We start from the raw sequence: 21941 nt of genomic DNA on the forward strand, positions 1-21941 counted from the left end.
GGAGGATTAGCTCAGCTGGGAGAGCATCTGCCTTACAAGCAGAGGGTCGGCGGTTCGATCCCGTCATCCTCCACCATTACTTTTTTAACAGACCATTGTTCCTTGAGAACAATGTTTTTTTGTTTTCAGGATAGCTTTGCACTGGAGATACTTTAATTTCATATGAACGAATACAAAAGGGCTGACCTCAATCCTGAAAAATGGATAGTAGGCAGTCCTATTTTACATAGAAGGGGCGTAACTCAGAAGAACAGTTATAGGATTGAAGATTCACAGATGCCTAGTGCTGTATTACAACGTCCAGAGCCGAGTATGGACGCTCTAGAAATAGGTAAGCTGGGCCCTATTGTTCAAACGCGCCACCGTTGCTCCCACAGCCGAATGGAGACGGTATGAAACGAGTCCTACAACAGGAGTTAAAAGAAAAAATTTACAATATAATAATTTTCATTGAAATTACTTTAGCGCTAAACTATAATAGTTAAGTTCTAAAGTAAATATATAAGGAGTGGAACAAACAGATGAACCAAGCAGAAGGCATGAAAGTACGTTTTTGGCCAGTAATGACTGCTATTTTTATCGGGTCCTTTTTATGCGTATTGGCTTCGGCTACGATAAATTTGGCGCTCGAGATTTTGAAGGACCATTTTGATACGACTCTGGGCTCCGTCCAGTGGACGTTAACTGGCTTTATGCTCGCAATGGGAACTACAGCTCCAATTGCAGGTTATTTAGGGGAGAGATTCAGCTATAGACGACTATACTTATTCTCGTTAATTGGGTTTACCTTAACGTCAATATTGTGTGCATCGGCTTGGAGCGAAGGCTCACTCATTTTGTTCCGTGTACTGCAAGGGGCATTCAGCGGTTTAATTATACCGGCAACCATGTCAATCATTTATCAAATCATTCCAAAAGATAGACAGGCGATGGCAATCGCGTTTTGGGGGCTATCTGCAATGCTGGCTCCTGCATTTGGACCTACAATCAGCGGCTGGATATTGGAGAACATGAATTGGCACTGGTTGTTTCTCATGAACGTGCCGATCGGTCTAATCGCAATCGGCTGCGTATATGCATACATTCCTTATTATCGGATGAACGTTCCGAAGAGCTTCGACTTGCTAGGATTCCTAACGGTTATCATGAGCAGCTCATCCTTGCTGCTTGCACTTGGGCAAGGCCATAACTGGGGCTGGGGCTCATGGAAAATTGTTTCATTGTTCGTAATCGGCGGCATTTCACTGATACTATTTATATGGCGAGAGCTGCGGGCTGAAACGCCACTGCTTAATCTACGAGTATTCAAAAATGGTCGTTTTACGCTTAATGCCATTATCGCTAATATTATAACAATCAGCTTGTACTCCGGAACATTGCTCACACCCGTATTTCTTCAAAGAATACAGCATGTATCCGCGATGGATACGGGCATGATTTTATTGCCGGCTTCCCTGGCAATGGCTTTGCTTATGCCCGCTGTCGGCAAGCTGTACGGCATCATTGGGCCGCGCTGGCTGATGTCTAGCGGCATTGTGCTGTTGACGATCGGTACGTTGGCGTTAAGCTGGCTAAGCCTAGATGTCTCGCATGCCTACATCATCTGGTGGATGATTGTTCGTAACATTGGGATCGCACTTGTCGTAATGCCATCAAGCAACGCCGCAATGGAGCAAATTCCAGCGGAGCTGTCGGGGCATGCTTCTGCGATAACGAACTGGACGCGTAACGTGTTTGGCTCGTTCGCGATTGCTATCTTTACAACGATGCTTGCATCAAGATCAATTACACATGCTACCGACTTCATGAAGGCTGGCGATGTTGATAAGCTGCACATTGAGATGATGTCCTTCACGATGAGCATTAACGATGTATATGTTGTTGCTACGTTGGTAGCAGTCGTCGCATTGCCGCTTAGCTTATTCGTGGGCAAGGCGAAGCGTAAGGATGACATCAAGGGCAACGTGGTAAAAGAGAAAACAATAACAAAGCCAGTACCATCCCCAGTTTCTGCCAAATAACAAATAATGCGTCGAAAGAGCTGTTATAAAAGCCATTTCGACGCTTTTTTTATAAAATTGTTCTTTATTAAGAACCTACTCGGTGTTATATTATAAATGTTCACAGTATGACACGGCACAATAATAGGTTTATTTTATAGACACGGGGGTAAAGGCAATGATAAACAAAAGTAGCTTGAGCGGGGACACCATTCCGTATATGTTGCAAAAAAGAGCAGCGGATTATCCTCATGATGTGGCATACAGTTACCCAGCTGCTGATCAGCATTATACATGGCTAATGGTTTGGGAAGAGGTGCGCTTGCTGGCGAAAAGCTTTATTCAACTAGGGGTCAAAAAAGGCGACTCCATCGTAATCATTATGCCTGGCAGGGCGGAAATGATTATTTCGATGTTTGCAGCGGCCTGCGTTGGCGCTATCATTGTTCCGCTTAATACATACTCAAAGAAACAAGAGCTTGAGCATTATTTGAAAGATTCTCGCCCTGCAGCCATCGTTATGGGAGCTCAAGGACAGCATGTCCATTATCCAACGATCATGCAGGAAATAATAGTGGATTTACATAAAGATGGAGTAGATCAACATTGGTTCCCGAAGCATATTTTTGTACTGGAGGAAGAGGGGAAAGCAAACGAGCTATTTCAGCCCTATTCAGATCTACGACTGCTTGGTGCAGCTGTAGATGAACAGTCGTTTTTAACCGCCTGTGATATGAATGTCTCAAGTGATCCGCTTATTCTGCTTTATACATCGGGTACGCTGGGCCTACCCAAAGGGGTATTGCGTTCCACGGCTTCCTTCTTATTGGCTGTTGAAAATGCGGGTAAACCTAAGAAGAGCATTGCCATGCTTATGAAGATCAGTGATCGCTTTACTCGTCATTTCTCTGTTTTGAATTTATTGCCGCTTTATCATCTAGGAGGATTTGGTACATTATTTGCAAGTTTAAAAACATACAATATTCGAATGGTCATGCTCAGCCACTTTAATCCCATAAATGCTCTGTCAGCGGTGGAGAAGGAAAAGTGTAAAGTTCTTATAGGTACGCCATATATGATTCAGCAAATGGTACTTTCTCCAAAAAGAGAGGAGTACAATTTGAAATCACTGCTAGGGGTAGCATTTACTTCAGCAGCAGTTAACAATACGATATTGCAAAAAATAATGAAAGGCTTGAACCTCTACTTTTTTATGGTAAGCTATGGCTCTTCTGAAGCTGGTGCAGTCGCTAATGGGACTTGTTTCGTGAATCGGAGGCAAAATATTATTTTATATTTGCTTTATAAGCTGCTGAGACACTTAAATCTTTTAAACGGACTCATTCAATATAAGGAATTCGAAAAGGGGTCCTACAGCATTGGGGGAAGGGTGGATAAGGTTGTAGAGGTGAAAATATTAAATCCGGAGACGGGAGAGACGCTTCCGCCGCATGAGCATGGCGAGATTGCCATTCGAAGTCATCGGGTCATGCGTTACACCAGCGAGACTAACGATAGGGCTAGTATGACGGCAGATGGTTGGTATCGATCTGGAGATTTAGGATTTCTGGATGAGCGGAAACATTTAACGATTACAGGCAGGCTTCACAGAACGATTATTAGAGGCGGAGAAAAAATTTCTCCGGTAGAAATTGAGAACGTGCTGCTGCGACATAAAGATGTGGAGGATGCATTCGTCATAGGTATCCCGGACGAGCTTTATGGTGAGCAAGTTTGCGCTTGTATTGTAGCGAAGCAGGGAGCGACTCTAAGCGATAGTGTGCTGAAAAATGATTTGGCTCCATATTTATCGACGTTTAAGCTGCCTCGTTATTATGTATTTTTGCCTGTATTCCCTCTCTCGCCAACTGGTAAAATTTCAGTGGCTGAAATTAAATCGTTGGTTCTGAATGGGATAGGGGAGCTGAGAAGAAATGCGTAAATACTATCCAGGGATAACGTTATTCAAGCTGGCGGGCTCCTTGCTAGTGCTTGTAGCGCATCTTATGCTTTTACGCTATATGGCTTTAATGCCGGGGCAAGCGATTGTCCAGTTTTCTGGTCTTGCTACAAGAATAGTTGTGCCATGCTTCTATGTTGTAGCAGGTTTTCTTGCCTATAAAGGCTGGAGCCATGCAGCAAATCCAAGGCATTATATTCAAAAATATTTGCTGCGTATCGGAATCGTTTATTGCTTATTTTGTTGTCTGTTTGTTGCAGAGAGCATTGTTCCAAAGCTGATTAGCGACGGCTGGTCGACAGGAAATCTCTTTATCCAAGCGAAGGTACTGTTTATCGCATTTTTCCTGAACGGACCATTCGTTCAATTTTGGTTTATCCCGCCGCTTGTGTTTGGTATATTAACGGCTTATTGGCTTATTCAAAAACAATACAGTCGCCTTGCTCTTATATTAACGCTGACTGGATTTGTTGGCATGCAGTTTGTTTCAGGAAGCTTAAAAACGTTATTCGGTATAACAGCTGAGAGCTTTCCCGCGATCGACCCTGCCTACATCGACTATTTGTATTTGTTTGCGACGAGATATATCGGCTTTGGCTTCACATTCGTGGCTTTGGGTGTATTGCTGGCAAAGTATGAGACTGCGCTTATGCAAATAAAAGTAAAACCTATTCTGATTTTTGCATTGGGATTAACGATAGTGGAGACGCTGCTGCTGCTTCGATTTAGTGAATGGACAACAGATTATAAGCTTGCATTCAGTATGTTGCCGAATACACTGCTTCTTTTTTATGGAATGATTAAAATAGAGCTTCCAGCCGTTCAGACTTATCATAAAATAATCAGTTTGTTCAGCATTGTAACGTTTTTTGGTCATATCTTATTCATGCAGACCAATCTTTCTCTACTAGGTTGGAGTGTTGACAGTATGAGTGTTTTGCAGGATTTCACACTGATGCTCATGACCTTATTGGAATGCATAGCTGTTACAATGCTGCTGCGTGCAAGCTCAAGAACGTTCTCGGCTCGGCAGACAAGAAATATGGCATCCTAAGATTAGGGTATTTTGACCACTCCGCTATAATTTAGCCCGTCATCCGTGTTTATTTCAATGTCATGGCGACCCAGCTCTTTTTTGCCCGCGAGGGCTGTTACTGAAACCGTAGTTGATTGACTAAGAGAATGTTCTTCGCCCTCTTCAAGAGGACTCCAGTATACAATGGTACCGGATGTAGTTTTCATGTTTTTTCCTTTTTGAATGACCCTAGAATCTGAAGGGGACCAAAGCAGAAGATTTCCTTCGGTAACGGTAATGGCAATGATGTCTGCTTCTTCTGCAACGATGCGAATTGGAAAACCGGGTACACTGCTCATAGTTGGACTATATTTTCCTAGCGGAAGTTGAACGTCAGGCTTCATCTCAATAGATGTGCCATCTGCGGCATAGGCCGTAATAACGAATCCGCTAAATGCTGTTTTCTTGTTCTCATGCTGCAATAAGGATGCTCCAAGCACAACCAAAAAAACAATCATACAAGCAGCGGCCGATAGGGTTGCTGTTTTTTTTATGGATAACGTTTTGCGTTTTCTCGCTGACTGCTGCTGTACGTGGTAAATCATCTGCTTCTTCAGCTCATCGCCAGCCTGAATTTCCTTCATTCCGCTTATGTATCTATTCATTAGCGAATCCTCCAATCATGCTCCCTTTTAACATTTCACGAGCGCGCTTAAGCTGTGTTCTTACTGTGCTCTCGTTTCTGTTCAATAAATGGGCTATTTCTGCGGTGCTGTAATCTTCAAAATAATAGAGGTAAATGACGATCCGGTATTTTTGATCCAGCTCTAAGACGCGGGCAACAACTTCTCTGTTGTCTGAATGTTGGATCGGAATAGATGCATCACGAATGGGTGAAAAAAATCTTTTCCATGGACTGCGCAGCATATCCTTGCAAGCGTTGATCGTAACTCGAATAATCCACGCCTTCTCATGCTCGGCCAGCTCGAACGTCTTTTGCAGCTTAACAACTTTTATAAATACCTCTTGGCATACATCCTGAGCGTCTGCGTTGTTTTTAAGATAGGTGAAAGCAATACGCATTATCATATCCGCGTAACGTTGAACAAGCTGGGTTAAATATTCATCGGAATACTCATTTGGCATGATCGTCGACTCCTTCACACCTAACACGATCAATAAGGGCAAAATGTTTCAAAACCATAAAAAAACCTGACCGCTATCGGTCAGGTTTTTGTGAATAAAGTATTATTTGAAGAAACTGTTGAAGATCTTCACTACTGCATCCTGATCATGCGAGATGGACAGCATTACGTAGTTTCCGTTTCTAACAATTTTGTAGTTTTTAGCATCCTCATATTGATCCTGCAAATAGGTTTCAAACGTTTTTTGAATGTCTGCTGCGCGTGCTTCAAATGCTTTAGCTACAGCATCGTAGCTTTTATCGGATTTCAACTTGACGATAGCGAGCTCAGTAGCTTTGACGTTCATCATCGCCTGCAAGTAGACGCCTTCAGTCACGAGACCATCAAAATCCGTTCCGAAAACATCCTTCAAACGCTCAGCTTCTACATTACCAAGCATCGGAAATTCAAGATCGGTCGTAATTTTAGTCGTGATATCCGAAACCTTAATGTCCGTAGAAGGCTTTACAGGAGGTTTAGGCGTCGCACTAGGTTTTTGTGTAGCACTCGGTTTTTGTGTTGGTTTGACTGTTGGTTTTTGCGTCGGTTTTTGTGTGGGCTTCGCTGTTGCAGCCGGCTTCTGTTCAGGTTTTGCACCTGATGGTTTTTCGGTCGGTTTTGCAGTCGCTGAAGGTTTTACGCCAGCTTCATTTTCCTTGCTTGTGTCAGTAGCACTTGGTTTTTCAGTTGCTGCAGGTTCAGTTGTTGCCTGATCACCAGCAGGTTCATCCGTAGCAGGTGGAGCTTCGGTTTCCGTTGGAGCTTCTGTTGCAGGAGGTACGGTGGGCTGTTCTGTAACCGCTGTCTCATTGCCTGATGCATTTTTTGCCGGTTCTTTCCCGGCATCGCTGCAGCCTGCAGCGAGCATCGATACTGTGAGTGCGAGTACAGCCATTTTGGATAACGATTTCTTCATATGTAGCATGTATGTCTCTCCTTAAAAAATAAAAGTCGAACACTAGACGACAGTGTTCGACAAAAGGTTGCACATTTACTTGTTATTGGTGATCGAAACTACTGAATCTCTTCACTATTTGTATCGTCTGCCTCATCTTCTTCGGGCGATTCTACAAGGCGAAAATCATCTGTTTTGCCGCCGTCCTCCCAGATTTCAACGAAGAGGGCATCGCAGTTGTCAAAGTCAGCTGCTTTTAGCGATAATGCTTTTTCCTCATCTGAGCCTACATACACATTTTCCAAACCATCCTCATTGAATGATTGAATAACATAAATTTTCATAAGGCAAACCTCCAGCATATTAATATTGTAGCAGTATACCATAAAAAGCCGGAGGTAAAACATTCGTTCTTTTAACTCGTTTTGAAGCGATTCACGTTATGCTGCAAATCCTCCGCCATTTTTGCTAGTGCACTAGACGAGGCAGATATTTCTTCGATAGAGGATAGCTGCTCCTGCGTGGAGGCGATAACTTGCTCAGTGCCTGCCGCGGAGCTTTGGGTCACCTCGGAAATCATTTTCATTGAACCGGTAATTTCGTCAACTCCAGCGGTTAGCTGCTGCACAGCCGAGGAAACCTTCACGGATTCATAAGCGACATCATTAACGGCATTTTGTATATATTCAAATGATTCTCCTGCTGTGGTAACAAGGGAAATACCTGACAACACTTCCTTGGTTACAGCTTCCATAGACTGAACAGCATTATGCATTTCAATCTGTATCGTAGAGATGAGCGACTCGATTTGCTTAGCTGATTGTGTCGATTGTACGGATAGCTTTCGCACCTCCGTTGCGACGACCTCAAAGCCGCGCCCATGCTCGCCAGCTCTTGCTGCCTCGATAGCGGCGTTTAGTGAGAGCAGATTGGTTTGTGTGGAGAGATCCGATATGACACCAACAATCTGGTTGATTTCATTTGATTGTCCATTTAGCTCGGCAATAACCGAGGCAAGCCCATTGACCGTATCATTAATTGATCCCATTTGCGCAACGGCTGTTTTAATCGATTCGTTCCCAAGCATTGCCTTATCTGACGCTTCGGAAGCTTTGGAAGAGACAGTATGTGTATTCTCAGCAATTTGCTGAAATCCAATCGACATATCATTAATCGTCTGATAGCTTTCGTTCACAAGCTTCACTTGCTGTTCAACGCCAGAGGCAACATCCTGTACAGTAACCGCGATTTGCTCCGTTGCAAGCGATGTTTGTTCGGCGCTTGCGCTTAGTTCTTCTGAGGATGCGGCTACTTGCTCCGCATTGGAATCAACTTGTTTAATCAAAGCTCTAAGATTATCGGACATCGTGTTAAACGAACTCGCAAGCATACCCGTCTCATCTTTATTTTTTATAATAATGGCTTTGCCTGTAAGATCCCCTGAAGCAATCTTCTCCGCAGCTTTTACGACTTGAATAATGGGTCTGGTGATGAGTCGGCCAATTAACAAAGCGATGGATATGCCAAGTACAAGAGCGATGATCCCGAGTGTAATGATGAAGCTGATGACTTCGTCCACTTGTTTGGATGCTTTCGCTGAGCTTATGTTCAGCTGCTCTTGTTGATAGGTTTCCATGTCCGTAAGAATCTTCTCAATCTTTGCTGTTATGGTGCGTCCTTGGTTCGCAAGAAGAGTGGTATACTCCTTCTCTTGATTCTCCTTTTTGAGACTGATAACCTTTTCAAGGAGCTGAAAATACTCATTTTCGATGAGATCGGCTTGCTTGAGCGAGTCAATCATTGAAGGAGTATAGAATGTAGATGCCAGCTGTTTACTGATGTTCATATAATTTTCATGAGCAGCAGTTATCCCGTTAAGTGACGTTTGATCACCAAGCATAGCGTAAACTCGTATGGCGACCTGCTCAGATTTTACAGCTATGACCATGTTCTTAATATGCAGCATTTTTTGTGTTCGATCTTCAATTAATTCTGTATATGTACGATTAAGCGATGTGAGCTGAGTTAAATTAATGCTCAAAATCATAGTTAATAATATAAGAATAGAAATAAATCCTCCGAGCAGTTTTTTGCTAATCGTTAGGTTTCTCATAGGTAACCTCCAGTAAAATTCTTGTAAAAGATGCAATGGGGTATTGGCAAGATGAGCAGGGTTACTGTTGTAATGATCGCCTCCGAAAAAATAGGAACGGTAAATTCTAGTATGTATGTTCTATAAATTTGTAAGTTAGTATATCATATATATTTTCGACAATCTAGTTCGGTAGAACCACGCGAATAATAGGTATATATATTCACAAAGGGTAAGTATATGACTTGTTCAATTTGAGAAATCAACTAGTCGCTTGTTTAAAGTTGCAAGCCTTCAGCACTCGTTATTTCTTTTCGTGCAAATATGATAAAATTGTTTCAGTATCCGATTTATTGATATGGTTTTTCTGAAATATGGGGAGGGATAAAGTTGCAGCTGATTAATCAAGAAAAGGTGCAGCAGAGGATAGATAGCTTTAAAAACCAGGAACTTTTTATTCATCTTGAAATGACTACAGGTGCTTACGCTGCTCATCTGGACAGCTCAAAGCATCCAGCAGCCAATTTCCTTACGAATGTGGTGATTCGTTATTCTCACGGTTCGATTGCAGGGAGCGGACCTTATCGGGTTGGCTTGAAAATGTCGCAAGGCTGGGTATACTCAGAGGGGCTTACCCACTGGGATGAGAACGAACCGGAGCGGCTGATTCTGGCAGGTCATGATGGGCAAGGGAAACTTGTCGTATCACTGCAATTAAGCAAGGAACCCTTCTGATGAGAGAGGAGATTAGAAATTCTGTGGGACAAAATAATATTTTAGTTATACTGCCGCATCCGGATGATGAGGCTTTCTCCGTTTCGGGAACGCTGGCTAAGCATATCCAAGATGGAGCTCATGTGACCTATGCTTGCTTGACACTTGGGGAAATGGGCCGAAATATGGGGATACCTCCATTCGCCAATCGGGTCACTTTACCCGCTATACGCAAGCTTGAACTGGAGGAATCATGCCAAGCCATCGGTATACAAGATTTGAGAATGCTTGGTTTTCATGATAAAATGCTCGAATTTGAAGATCAAGAGCAACTGGATGGGCAAATAAAAGCTCTTATTCAGGAGCTGAATCCATCGATTGTGTACACTTTTTATCCAGGCTATAGCGTTCATCCCGATCACGATGCATGCGGGGCGTCAGTCATTAGGGCAGTCGGCAGGCTGCCGCAATCGGAGAGGCCAATTGTATATTGCGTAGCTTTTTCCAAAAACCATCAACAAGCAATTGGGAAACCTCAAATCGTAAATGATATTAAACCATTTTTGCATCAAAAAATGGCTTCGATACAAGCACATCGTTCCCAGTTTCAAGCGGCCGAGTTAATGGGCAATAAAACCCTTCAGGATGCGGAAATTCAAGAGCGCTTTGGAACGGAGCGTTTCTGGATTTACCCATTCGCCTGATAATATTCATAAATAAGATAAGCAGCTCTAAGGAATTGTCCTTAGAGCTTTTTTCTATTGGTTGGGCAGCGAGTTCATCAGAGCATGAAAGAGCAAGATAGTTTGAGTTACTCATCTATGCTAGAATGTGGATAAAAACCAAGGTGGATCTAATGGAAAATCATTCGCTAATTATGGGCATTCCCATCCCTAAAATAACGATGGGTGAAACTGTCGATTTGATTGACGAAGTTATTGCAGAGAAAAAAACAGAGCTTTTCCACGTGGTGACGTTGAATCCAGAAATCAGTATGTCTTGTCAGCAAAATTTAGAGCTTCGTTCCATTATTAACGACGCGGCACACCTTACTGCTGATGGTGCAGGCATCGTCATGGTCTCTCGGTTTAAGGGGAATCCGCTGCCAGAACGTGTTACGGGATGCGATCTTCTGATCAATCTATTGGAGATGGGCAATAGGAAAAAATGGTCGTTCTATCTGCTGGGCGCAAGTGAGATGACGAGTAAAAAGGCTTTAGAAGTGATCAATATGAAATACCCAAACGTGTCTATTGTCGGAAGGCATCATGGTTTTTTTGAACCTAAGGATGACGCGAAAATTGTGAATGAAATTGCAAGCTTGAGTCCCGATGTTTTAGTCGTTGCCTTAGGTGCGCCTAAAGCTGAATTTTGGATTCATACGTTTAAAAATAGTCTTAATGCTAGGGTTGCTATAGGCGTTGGCGGGAGTTTGGATACAATTGCTGGAACCGTAAAGCGAGCGCCTGTAATATGGCAAAAGTTAAATTTGGAATGGCTTTATCGATTAATAAAGCAGCCTTCTAGATGGAAGAGGCAATTAATTTTACCTCGCTTTGCAATGAAAGCATTGTTATTCAAAGATAGAAACGGATTATAATCATGGCTTAATCTACACCTACGGAGGAAGATTAATTGGATCAAATCATTCCGCATAAAATATTTACGGTTTGTTTAATTACGCATGGAAGAAAAGTATTGTTGATGAATCGTACACATGACGATTTCAGTGGATATATTGCACCTGGCGGCAGGGTAGAGTTTTTTGAAAGCCCTGTGGACGGGGCGATCCGTGAAGTGAAAGAAGAGACGGGTTTAACCGTTAGAAATTTAAAATATAAGGGACTTGCGGAATATATCAACCCGTTTAAGCCTGAGAGATATATGATATTTAATTACATCACTTCAGAATTTGAAGGCGATCTTCTAGCTGACCACAAAGAAGGAAAAGCTGAATGGATACATATCAATGCGCTCGATTCAATCCCTATGCAAGATTCATTTAGAAGGCGAATACCGCTCTTTTTTGAGGATGGCGTATTTGAAATTCATACGCGATGGAAAGAAGATCGACAATATGATGAGTATATCAAAAGAACATAAATGAACATGTAAGGTTCGATTCCGTCCCGAGCCACCATAACTTCAAACAAAAAAGCCTTGCGGCTCTCGAAATGGATTCGAAAGCTGCAAGGCTGGATGATGCGATATATAAGAAATTATGATTGCTGTGAGATGGACAAGCCAAGCCCTTCAGCAATGCGTTGGCCAAAATCAGGGTCTGCTTTGAAGAAATGGCCAATCTGACGAAGCTTGATCTCATCTTTCTCAACGGGCTTCATAGCGCCGACGATCGTATCAATAAGGCGGGCACGTTCCTCTTCGCTAATAAGGCGATAAAGATCGCCAGCTTGTGTGTAGTGGTCATGATGATCAAAAGGAGCGCTGTCTGCATTTCCTGACACTTCGAACGGAGTTGGCTTGTTTTCCGGCGACTCCGTTGGTCCGCCGTAGCTGTTAGGCTCGTAGTAAATCGATGCTCCTCCGTTGCCATCTGCACGCATCTGGCCATCGCGCTGATGATTGTTCACCGGAGCGACAGGGCGATTAATTGGCAGCTGATTATGATTGGCGCCAACACGGTAACGATGAGCGTCGGAATAAGCAAAGAGACGTCCTTGGAGCATCTTATCCGGGGAAGCTTCAATACCTGGAACAAATGATCCAGGTGAGAATGTCGCTTGCTCCACCTCTGCAAAATAATTTTCCGGGTTGCGATCAAGCACCATGCGACCGACCTCAATTAATGGATAATCCTTTTGAGACCAGACTTTCGTTACGTCAAACGGATCGAAGCGATATGTATTCGCATCCTCTTCAGGCATGATTTGTACATAAAGCTTCCACGCTGGAAAATCTCCACTTGCTATTGCATTAAATAAATCTTCGGTATGATAATCAGGATTTTCGCCAGCAATTTTGGCAGCTACCTCATTAGAGATGTTTTGAACACCTTGCTCTGTTTTGAAATGGTATTTCACCCATACCGCTTGGCCTTGGTCATTCACCCATTTGAAGGTGTGGCTTCCAAAACCATGCATATGTCTAAACGTAGCAGGAATCCCGCGGTCAGACATAAGAATTGTAACCTGATGCAGAGACTCAGGCGATAAGGACCAGAAATCCCATACCGCATTCGGGTTTTTTAAATGGGTTTGAGGATGACGCTTCTGAGTATGAATGAAATCTGGAAATTTGATCGCATCACGAATAAAGAATACGGGTGTATTATTGCCGACTAGATCATAGTTTCCTTCATCTGTATAAAATTTAACGGCGAAACCGCGTGGATCGCGCACTGTATCGGCAGAGCCGAGCTCGCCAGCTACGGTTGAAAAACGTATAAACATAGGAGTGCGTTTTCCTACTTCGGATAAAAAATTTGCTTTCGTATAAGACGTGACATCATGTGTAACTTGAAAGTAGCCATGTGCGCCTGCGCCTTTGGCATGGACAACGCGTTCTGGAACACGTTCTCTATTGAAATGCGCCAGCTTTTCAAGCAGATGAACATCCTGAATTAATGTGGGACCACGTGAGCCTGCTGTCATCGAGTTTTGGTTGTCTCCTACGGGAGCGCCAAAGCTAGTTGTGAGCTTGTTCTTCTCAGTACTCATAATAGATTCACCTCATTGATTTTGTATGATTACGCCTCATACCTTATGTTACCGTTTTATAGGAGGAAATCAATATCATTTTATAATCATTCTAAATAAAATTTTTCGTCAAATTGTGCATATCGTGCTAGGGATTTTGTCGCAGACTCAAGCATACGGCGCCGCAGGTGCTCGCCATCGATGATGCGAACCCGCTTTCCGAGAAAGCGAGTTTTGGAAAGAACATATTCGCTGTCCTTGCTTGAAAAGTGCAATTGAATCGTATATTCGTTGGAGTCGGCAGCGTAACTAACTTCTTTCTCGAAGCAAGAAAAAGCATACAAAATGCGCGAGAGCTCGCCGTTGTATTCGGGAACAACAAGAATATTCGCACTCATACTGCGTTTTTTCATTAAGCCTTGAACGATACCAATTAGCTGCTCGTAATATTCCGTTGGACAAACCTGCTCGCTGCTGCCCGTTACGTTATCAAGCTTTGTGCTCATCAGCATTCGATGATTGATATGGTACCAGAGAAGATACCATTCCCGTTTGACCATCGAATATTCCAGCTTATAGGGAAGACCCCTTTGCTCCGTACAGATGCGGCCTCCTTTAATTTTATAGCTTATATATAATAGGTTTTTGTTAGTGATAGCTTGGCGAAGCGGGCGAATATAAGAATGATAGACTTGCTTCTCTCTACTAGCTGCCTTATGCAGGAGCCCGCCAGTATCCAAGGATTGATCTTCTTCTAATATAGTGTTCATTTGAATAAGCGTTTCTGGAGACAAAGCAACCGCAGCAGCGGGATGCTCAAGCATGGTCTTCAGCCAGCTTCGCTCATGCGCAGTCATGATGAGCGTACCTGAGCCTTCCAGCTTGGATAAAATCTGATAGTTGAATATTTTCTCAAAAGGATTCATAGTAGCTTTTTATCTCCTTCCATTCCTCAATCAGTTCCTGCCTCAGCTTCATGGGAGCAAGCACCTCACAGCTTGAGCCAAAGCTCCTAATCCAAGGCTTGATTTCAATCGTTCCGTTCACTTCGATTTCATAGATGAAGGATTCTTCACTTTCTTCCAAAATAGTGCCCCATTGTCCTTGAAGCAAAACACGCTCCATCACGAAGCTTGGGATATGAGGTCCTGGATGAAAGAAGCGAACCCGCACCAGAACAGGTTTGCCCGTATCAATTAGCCAGCTATGTTTAATCCGCTGTTCCAGCTCATCTTTTTTGGATTCGAACAGTGCCTCCGGGGCCGCTTCCTCCTCCGATATTTGTGTTAAGCCTTCCATACGGTATTTCTTAATGCCGTAGCGGGCATGATGCCCAAGCAGGTACCAGCGGCCATATTGATGATCGTAAACAACTTTTAGAGGGAGCAGCGTTTCCTGCTGTCCTTCGGTATCGCGCTCGAATAATGGATTCGTATTTTTGGAGGTGTAGCTGGTTTCTTTTTTCGGCGAAAAATAGAGAAAGCTGACCGTGAGCCGTTTGCGTATTGCAGCAAGCAGAGTAAAGAGATGAGCCTCGTCCAAAATACGAGAGTAATAGTGGTACTTATATAAGAAGGGTTCAACCGAGCCGTAATCGACCTGATTCCGATTCATGTATTTCTTGACACCGTCTCGCAGCAAATAACCCTGTACGGAGGGGATTTGGGTATTTGCCATAACGTCTACAAAGTCATATAGATCGAGCAGCTCATCGCGTGAGAGCTGTTTCACTAAATCATTGTATATCCGATAGCGAAAAGGGCGCGTTCCAGACTCTTTTTTGATGACGCCTACTTGCTCCAAATATTTCAAATCGCCTCGTATCGTTTTTTCGTCAGGCAGTGAGAGCTCTTCCGGCATGCTGCTGCAGCATAGATCGAGGAGCTCCATTGCAGTGAATGATTTCTCGTGCATAGCAGCGAGCAATAAGGAGAGGCGCTGACTCTCTGATTCTTTTAGAGATTTGGCGCGAAATAGAAACAGCAGCATCGGCTCCGAAGAATCAAGATAGCTGTAACGAATGGTTTCGGCAAATTCTTTGCCTTTATCCTCCGGCAGCTGCTGGTAAACGCTATTCACAACCTCTTTGAGGCGTTTGATCGTTTTATCGAAGGTATGGATGGAGATGCCCAGCCTGTCCGCATACTGCTGGCGATTATATGCACCGCTCGTAAGGACGAGCATCCGTAAAAACTGGATCTCTTTATCAAAGCTTTCTTTTGCCATTTATGTATTCCTCCGATCATAAGCGCTCTTCTTTTCTATCTTAACAGGAAGATCGCGAATTTGAACAAAAAGGAAAATTTTCCTCCATCGTAATACTTGCACCATGTTCACGGTCTCCAAAATCAGGCAATATAAAGCTCATAAGAAGCGAGCAAGCAAACGAGTTATGAAACGTATAGCTTGAAGCACGGGAGGTATTACGATGATAAAGCAGCATAAGAAACATGGAGGCAATCATCATGAAATGGAGCTTGAGCATGGCTCACTCCACGTATTTGCGAATGAAGATGTGCTCCAAGCCTTTGGGGACAAAGTATATGAAATGGCAAACAACAATTTGCAAATTCCTCGAAATCAATATATGAGCTATACCCCTGATGCCCACGTTGGCATTGGAACCTGCATTGGGACGACCGCGGTCTGGAATATGAAAAATGGCTGTGTATCTCCATCGATCGTCGGCTCTGATATTGGCTGTGGGATGCGCGTTCATACAACATCGCTTCATAAGCGTGAGCTTGCTGACAAAAACATTCGTAGAGCATTGATCACCGCAATCGAGAAATACGTACCGACTAACGAGCGTAAGAACTCCAACTACGACGATATCGATGTTATGAGTGTGGTACAGCATGGCTTGAAGGGTCTGCCTGAGAAATATGTGCCAAATGAGCAATGGTTGACGCATGTGGAGCAGTCCCAGTTCGACTTCGACCATACCTATTTAAATCAACTGCCTCCGAAAATTATGAAATATGCGCGTGGGCAGCTCGGATCGCTCGGCAGCGGCAATCACTTCATTGAAATTCAGTATCTGGAGATAAATGAGGAATACGCAAATGTGGCGGCAAAATGGGGCTTGTTCCACGGTCAGGTTGTCGTCATGATTCACTCTGGCTCCAGATCATGGGGCGGAATGGTTGGACGCGAACACAATAAGGTTATTAAGGAAGCGATGAATCAGTGGGGAGTTAGCAATCCAGACCCTAATCTGATCTATGCCCCGATTGCGAGTCAGGAAGGGCAGACCTACTTGAACCTGATGTATTCTGCACTCAACTTCGCCGTAAGCAACCGTCATATGATTGCATTCGGTGTCCGTGAAGCTTTTCAGGAAGTGTTCGGAGCAAGTACAGAAATGCCGGTTCTCTATGATCTGATGCATAACTACGCGCTCAAGGAGTTTCACCGCAACCAGCCGATGCTCGTCCATCGCAAAGGGGCAACGCGTGCGCTTCCGCCGGGGCATTTTCTAAATACGCCGGTGTACAAGGAGACGGGGCATCCCGCGCTCATCCCGGGCTCTATGGGAACTTCCTCTTATATTATGGTAGGCAAGGAAGAGGGACTCAAAAACTTCTATTCTATTTGCCATGGAGCGGGGCGGGCGAGGTCGCGAAAAGCAACGAAAGAAATGGTGACGGTTGATCAGTTTGAACTATCGCTGAAGGTTGGGACGGATGATGAAATACTCGTCAACCACGCTTCCTTGCAGGCCATTCTCGATGAATGCCCACAGGCATATAAAGACGTAGATCAGATCATCGACAGCGTTGTTGGCGCTTCTTTAGCTGCCGTGGTAGCCAAATGCAAGCCGATGGCTGCTATAAAAGGCACCTAGCTTTTATTAAATCGCTATTAAAGATAACTTCAATAATAGATGAGGTTCATGTACGAATGGCGTACCTTGGCTGGGATTTCTAAAAATCCCGCAGTGCATGCGCATACTATGCGCTTGTATACTGTATCGCTCATATCGTCTTAATCTCCCACAGGATAGAGTGGACTTAATCCCTCTATTGTCAATCGCCTAATCCGCGAAAAAGCTCTTCGGAGCACTCTGACTCCCTCCAAAGGAGAACTAATGTTGTAGATGTGATCTTAAGCAGGAGCACTCAGACGATGCCTCGGCACAATCACTGCAGCAAAACCTATGCAATCGGTGGATACCGATTGGAGCCAGCTGCCTCTTATAGCAGAGTAAGACATAGAACGAGCATAGATGGAAGGTACATCCGTGCTCGACTATCGACAACGAAGCTGTAAAGCTGCTCTGCTCCCTTCTCAAGCCTGATTCCGGTCTAGCCGCAGGAGCGCTCCTGTTCCAAAGATCAACCAAACCGTGTAAAGAGGTGCTAAATCATGTTTAAAAAAGTGATTATCAAGAACGATGAACGAGGTCTGCTTTTCAAAAAAGGCAGTTACATAAAGCTTTTGCAGCCGGGCGTATATCGCCATCCATCATTTTCTGACGATACCGTTATTTTGCAAAATATTGCGAAGCGTTTCGCTGTTCCAAATATGGAGTTGAAGCTATTTCTCCACGATGAGCAGCTTGCCGAGCAGTTGACGATAGCTGATGTGCAGGATTATGAGTATGTACTGCATTTTGAGGATGGCAAATTTGCCGCTTTGCTGACACCAGGGCTTTATGGCTTCTGGAATGTAATGAAAAAACATTCATTTATCCGTATAGACATTCGGAATCCAGAACTGACATCAGAGATCGATAGATCACTGCTGTCGAGGCTGCAAAGCTTTATGCAAGTGTTCGAGGTGGCAAGCTATGAAACGGGGTTGTTATTTTTTAATAACGTTTTGCAGCGCGAGCTTCGTCCGGGAAAATATTATTTCTGGAAAGGACCAACGAGCGTGCAGGTGAAGACGGTAGATCTGCGCCAGCTTCAGCTGGACATGACTGGACAAGAGATCATGACGGAGGACAAGGTGACGCTGCGGCTGAACTTTGTGTGCCAATACAAGGTTGTTGACCCGCTAAAAGCATTTCAGATTAAGTCGTTCGAGGAGCAGGTGTATATTTTGCTGCAGCTTATTTTGCGCGAATATGTCGGAACTCTAAAGCTGGATGATCTGCTGCGCATGAAGCAAGAAATCGCAAATTTTGTACTTACACGTCTGAATGAGCAGAAGGAGCATTACGGCGTACAGTTCGTTTCGGCGGGCCTCAAAGATATTATTTTGCCGGGTGATATTAAGGACATCCTTAATACGGTGCTGCTTGCTGAGAAGAAGGCGCAAGCCAATCTCATTACACGAAGAGAAGAGACAGCTTCTACTAGAAGCCTGTTAAATACCGCTAAGCTAATGGATGAGAACGGCACACTCTATCGTCTGAAAGAGCTTGAGTTTCTTGAGAAAATTTGCGAGAAAATCGGGACTATCTCGCTCACTGGCGGCGGTAATTTGCTGGAGCAGCTTAATTCGCTATTAAGTGTAAAAGGTATGGATAAATGATGATAGATTTTGAATAAGCCTCGTAGATCGCTTGATGATCTGTGAGGCTTTTATTTAGGTTTGAATCCGTAATTTATAGGTTGAGTTTACATTTTGTGATGAAATTAGTAACAGATTTGTTTGATTCCATCTTCGATTTTTGTTATCTTTGAACCTGCATGTCTTTTGAGTGTACCACTCATAATTCATAGAAGAGCATGAAATACATCTACGAGTTAGGAGATTATTATGACAACAAAGCAAGATAAAGCACTGGAAAAATTATGGCCGCCGCTTACCTATCCACTGTCTTATGAGGATGCGCTAAGCACATTATCGAAGCAGCAATTAACTAGAATACGTACGAATTTGGATATTAGCAACCTAAGCTCGCTTAATAAGCAGGGGCTTGTGGAGAAGCTTTCGGAGCTGATACCAGACAATCTACAAATGGCAACTCGTTGCTTTGATCATAATAGATTGAAGCTTGTTCAGAAAATAGTGAAAAACGAAGGTATTTGGGACAAGCCGCTGCTTGAATTGCAGCAGTATACTTATTTCCTTGAGCGTGGTATTTTATTTCCGGGAACGGTAGATGGCAAGCGTGTTGTGATGATGCCAGCCGAACTGGTGGAATACATTAAAGCAGGGGACCTCTTAAAGGAAACGCCCATTCTTAATCGAAACACGGAATGGATACGGTTAACGCAGGGCCTTCTCTATTATTATGGAACATTGACGATAGATCAGTTGAAATCGTTTGTAATCTCAGAGGAGGATCATCCTCTTGCTCAGTATGATATTATGAACGTTTTGTTTGCTGCCCAAGATTACTATGAGCAATTTTTCATTGAAGAGAGTGGCTACATATCAGACTATCGGGTAGTAGATCCTGAGGCAATTGTGAAAGAAAGAGACCTCAGACACGATCTGGATTTTTGTCCATTTACGAAGCAGCAGCTTTTGAAAGCTGGAGAAGCAGAATATGTGGAGCGGAACAGTCACTATATGAATCTAGTCCGTTTTGTACTAGAGCGTTATGAGATTGATCGTGAAGAAGCTGACTTGATGGCTGAGGAATGTACAGATGCTGCGAGAAACGGAGATTCTTTAGCTTCTGTTATTGAGCTGGCACAGAACTTTATTGAAATTCCTAATTCGGAAACAATGAGGAATATTACCGATTTGCTCGTTCCATTAATGAACAGCACGAAGCAGTGGGCTATCAAAGGTTATTCCCCAGAAGAGCTAGCGGCAAAACGTGCAAACGTGAGCATGGTGCTTAATAATGCACCTAAGCCAGCTGCTCAAGCGGAAGTAATCGATATGCAATCAAAGAAAAAAGTAGGGCGTAATGAACCTTGTTCTTGCGGAAGCGGGAAAAAGTTCAAAAAGTGCTGTGGTTAATAGTAGAATCAGATAAGGCATAATCGAACTTGGAGGCGTACAGGATGAGACAAAGCCAGCAAGGTCTTTATTTAAGAAGCGTTAAGCTCCTTCGGGAGACAGTACCCTCCTTCGATTCTTATCCGTTTGATTTAAGTGCTATCCGGAGTTTAGATGAGCTGGAGTTCCATCCGAAAGTAACATACATCGTTGGGGAAAATGGAATGGGCAAGTCTACGCTGATGGAAGCGATCGCGATTGGACTCGGATTCAATCCGGAAGGCGGAACGATTAACTTTAATTTTTCTACAGAAGCTACCCATTCAGAACTTCATCAGCATTTGAGGCTTGTACGCAGCGTAAACAAACCAAGGGATGGGTTCTTTTTTCGAGCGGAGAGCTATTATAATTTGGCGACTAATATTGACCAAATGGACCGTGAGCTTGGCAGTGGACCACGCATTATTGATTCATATGGCGGGAAATCGCTCCATCAGCAATCGCATGGGGAATCCTTTTTTGCAACGTTCCTTCACCGCTTCAACGGTAATGGTCTCTATATGATGGATGAGCCGGAGGCTGCACTTTCTCCTTTCCGCCAAATGGCGATGCTTGCACGTATTAATCAGCTCGTAGGGAAGCACTCACAATTTATTATCGCAACACATTCTCCGATTCTAATGGCTTATCCGGATGCCGTGATTTATAATTTGACTGCTGAAGGGATTGAGCGTACCGCTCTCGAGGAAACCGATCATTATATGCTTATGAAGAGGTTCGTTAACAATAGGGAAAGAATGCTGGATGAGCTTTTCTTGGAGGAAGACTAATACAAAAAGGAGCTGTTATACATGTCATTAGAAATTGAACGCAAGTTTTTGCTGCCGGCGTTTCCAACTGCATTAATAGAAGAAAACGATTTGCTGGTGCTCTCTGAGCAAAGAATAGAACAAACCTATTTGGCTATCGACGACAATCAAGAGCTTCGCGTTCGGAGAATTGTTGATCTGGCGAGCGGCGAGGTTTCATTCACGCATACCTTTAAGCTAGGCAACGGTCTATCACGTGAGGAAATTGAATATTCGATTTCTAACAGTATTTATGAACAGGTAGTAAACGCTTTTGGCTTCATACCATTGACGAAAAACAGAGTGACTGCAAAATGGAACGACCGAATCATTGAGATTGATACCTATGACCAAATCGAGCTTTCGGTGCTTGAGGTTGAGTTTGACTCCGAAGCATCAGCTAATGCTTTCATTGCACCTGAATGGTTTGGCAAGGATATTAGCTCAGAGCGACAGTACAGCAACAAGAAAGTTTGGCGTGAACTGCAGCGTAAAGGAACGGAATAAAGATGGTTTTATGATAGAAATGAAGTTTTTTTAAAAAAGTTTATTTAAACGCTTGACCATTTAGGTATGTACATGGTATATTCTATTTCTGGCCGAGAGACACACGCGGTCAACAAGCAAAACAAGCAAGACAAACGATAGAAAAGTTTGCTCTTTGAAAACTGAACAACGAGTAATAACTGCCTTGCAAATCCTTCGGGATGAGCAAATATAGCGATAAAAGT

21 protein-coding genes and 1 tRNA gene are annotated in these 21941 nt (G+C 43.5%); 14 read left to right on the forward strand and 8 right to left on the reverse strand.

Annotated elements, in window-relative coordinates; all coding sequences use genetic code 11:
* The 4 genes from BK120_RS33395 (at window position 1) to BK120_RS33415 (ending at window position 5014) form a co-directional block, all read left to right on the forward strand.
* A tRNA-Val gene (locus tag BK120_RS33395) sits at window positions 1-76 on the forward strand.
* A 445-nt stretch (window positions 77-521) separates the two neighbouring features.
* Window positions 522-2021 carry a DHA2 family efflux MFS transporter permease subunit gene (locus BK120_RS33405; protein ID WP_076271780.1) on the forward strand — a complete coding sequence of 500 codons (1500 nt, stop codon included), beginning with the start codon at window positions 522-524 and terminating at the stop codon, window positions 2019-2021.
* 157 nt (window positions 2022-2178) lie between these two features.
* Window positions 2179-3942, forward strand: a complete 1764-nt coding sequence (locus tag BK120_RS33410; protein ID WP_076271781.1) for a class I adenylate-forming enzyme family protein — start codon at window positions 2179-2181, stop codon at window positions 3940-3942.
* Window positions 3935-5014 (forward strand): acyltransferase family protein, encoded by a 1080-nt coding sequence (locus tag BK120_RS33415; protein ID WP_076271782.1) that lies wholly within the window; start codon window positions 3935-3937, stop codon window positions 5012-5014. Before BK120_RS33410 ends, BK120_RS33415 begins: the two co-directional genes overlap by 8 nt.
* A 2-nt stretch (window positions 5015-5016) precedes the next feature.
* Here BK120_RS33415 and BK120_RS33420 read toward each other — a convergent pair whose 3' ends face one another.
* The 5 genes from BK120_RS33420 to BK120_RS33440 form a co-directional block, all read right to left on the reverse strand.
* The gene (locus tag BK120_RS33420) at window positions 5017-5640 is read right to left on the reverse strand and encodes a hypothetical protein (protein ID WP_076271783.1); all 624 of its coding nucleotides are present in this window, start codon (window positions 5638-5640) and stop codon (window positions 5017-5019) included.
* A complete protein-coding gene (locus BK120_RS33425; RefSeq protein WP_076271784.1) occupies window positions 5633-6121 on the reverse strand; it encodes a sigma-70 family RNA polymerase sigma factor in 489 nt (162 codons plus the stop codon). The genes BK120_RS33420 and BK120_RS33425 overlap by 8 nt, the downstream gene beginning before the upstream one ends.
* A gap of 102 nt (window positions 6122-6223) precedes the next feature.
* Window positions 6224-7084: a DUF4358 domain-containing protein gene (locus BK120_RS33430; RefSeq protein ID WP_076271785.1), complete on the reverse strand. Its 861-nt coding sequence runs from the start codon at window positions 7082-7084 to the stop codon at window positions 6224-6226.
* A gap of 89 nt (window positions 7085-7173) precedes the next feature.
* On the reverse strand, window positions 7174-7398 hold the full coding sequence (locus tag BK120_RS33435; RefSeq protein WP_076271786.1) for a hypothetical protein: 225 nt from the start codon (window positions 7396-7398) through the stop codon (window positions 7174-7176).
* Between the two features lie 71 nt (window positions 7399-7469).
* Complete coding sequence (locus BK120_RS33440; RefSeq protein ID WP_076271787.1) at window positions 7470-9167, reverse strand: methyl-accepting chemotaxis protein; 1698 nt, start codon at window positions 9165-9167, stop codon at window positions 7470-7472.
* A 369-nt stretch (window positions 9168-9536) separates the two neighbouring features.
* On the opposite strand from BK120_RS33440, the gene BK120_RS33445 reads away from it, so the two are divergent.
* From BK120_RS33445 to BK120_RS33460, 4 genes are all read left to right on the forward strand, one after another.
* Window positions 9537-9881 carry a YojF family protein gene (locus tag BK120_RS33445; protein WP_076271788.1) on the forward strand — a complete coding sequence of 115 codons (345 nt, stop codon included), beginning with the start codon at window positions 9537-9539 and terminating at the stop codon, window positions 9879-9881.
* The gene (gene bshB2 / locus BK120_RS33450) at window positions 9881-10564 is read left to right on the forward strand and encodes a bacillithiol biosynthesis deacetylase BshB2 (protein ID WP_076271789.1); all 684 of its coding nucleotides are present in this window, start codon (window positions 9881-9883) and stop codon (window positions 10562-10564) included. Before BK120_RS33445 ends, bshB2 begins: the two co-directional genes overlap by 1 nt.
* 152 nt (window positions 10565-10716) lie before the next feature.
* The gene (locus BK120_RS33455; RefSeq protein WP_076271790.1) at window positions 10717-11460 is read left to right on the forward strand and encodes a WecB/TagA/CpsF family glycosyltransferase; all 744 of its coding nucleotides are present in this window, start codon (window positions 10717-10719) and stop codon (window positions 11458-11460) included.
* 35 nt (window positions 11461-11495) lie between these two features.
* Window positions 11496-11963: an 8-oxo-dGTP diphosphatase gene (locus BK120_RS33460; RefSeq protein WP_076271791.1), complete on the forward strand. Its 468-nt coding sequence runs from the start codon at window positions 11496-11498 to the stop codon at window positions 11961-11963.
* Between the two features lie 116 nt (window positions 11964-12079).
* Here the strand turns inward: BK120_RS33460 and katA are convergent, their stop codons facing one another.
* From katA to BK120_RS33475, 3 genes are all read right to left on the reverse strand, one after another.
* Entirely contained in the window at window positions 12080-13537 is a 1458-nt protein-coding gene (katA, locus tag BK120_RS33465; RefSeq protein WP_076271792.1) for a catalase KatA, read from the reverse strand.
* Between the two features lie 86 nt (window positions 13538-13623).
* Window positions 13624-14442: a WYL domain-containing protein gene (locus BK120_RS33470; protein ID WP_076271793.1), complete on the reverse strand. Its 819-nt coding sequence runs from the start codon at window positions 14440-14442 to the stop codon at window positions 13624-13626.
* Window positions 14429-15742 (reverse strand): helix-turn-helix transcriptional regulator, encoded by a 1314-nt coding sequence (locus tag BK120_RS33475; RefSeq protein WP_076271794.1) that lies wholly within the window; start codon window positions 15740-15742, stop codon window positions 14429-14431. Before BK120_RS33475 ends, BK120_RS33470 begins: the two co-directional genes overlap by 14 nt.
* Window positions 15743-15944: 202 nt before the next feature.
* On the opposite strand from BK120_RS33475, the gene BK120_RS33480 reads away from it, so the two are divergent.
* From BK120_RS33480 to BK120_RS33500, 6 genes are all read left to right on the forward strand, one after another.
* Window positions 15945-17363 carry an RtcB family protein gene (locus BK120_RS33480; protein ID WP_076271795.1) on the forward strand — a complete coding sequence of 473 codons (1419 nt, stop codon included), beginning with the start codon at window positions 15945-15947 and terminating at the stop codon, window positions 17361-17363.
* 281 nt (window positions 17364-17644) lie between these two features.
* Window positions 17645-17788: a hypothetical protein gene (locus tag BK120_RS35655; protein WP_179089953.1), complete on the forward strand. Its 144-nt coding sequence runs from the start codon at window positions 17645-17647 to the stop codon at window positions 17786-17788.
* A gap of 96 nt (window positions 17789-17884) precedes the next feature.
* Window positions 17885-18997, forward strand: coding sequence for a slipin family protein (locus BK120_RS33485; protein WP_076271796.1), 1113 nt, complete (start codon window positions 17885-17887; stop codon window positions 18995-18997).
* A gap of 228 nt (window positions 18998-19225) precedes the next feature.
* Window positions 19226-20383: a YecA family protein gene (locus BK120_RS33490; protein ID WP_076271797.1), complete on the forward strand. Its 1158-nt coding sequence runs from the start codon at window positions 19226-19228 to the stop codon at window positions 20381-20383.
* Between the two features lie 44 nt (window positions 20384-20427).
* A complete protein-coding gene (locus BK120_RS33495; protein WP_076271798.1) occupies window positions 20428-21192 on the forward strand; it encodes an AAA family ATPase in 765 nt (254 codons plus the stop codon).
* A 21-nt stretch (window positions 21193-21213) separates the two neighbouring features.
* Complete coding sequence (locus tag BK120_RS33500) at window positions 21214-21717, forward strand: CYTH domain-containing protein (protein WP_076271799.1); 504 nt, start codon at window positions 21214-21216, stop codon at window positions 21715-21717.
* Window positions 21718-21941 lie beyond the last annotated feature (224 nt).

Source organism: Paenibacillus sp. FSL A5-0031 (assembly GCF_001956295.1).
Classification (GTDB): Bacteria; Bacillota; Bacilli; order Paenibacillales; family Paenibacillaceae; genus Pristimantibacillus.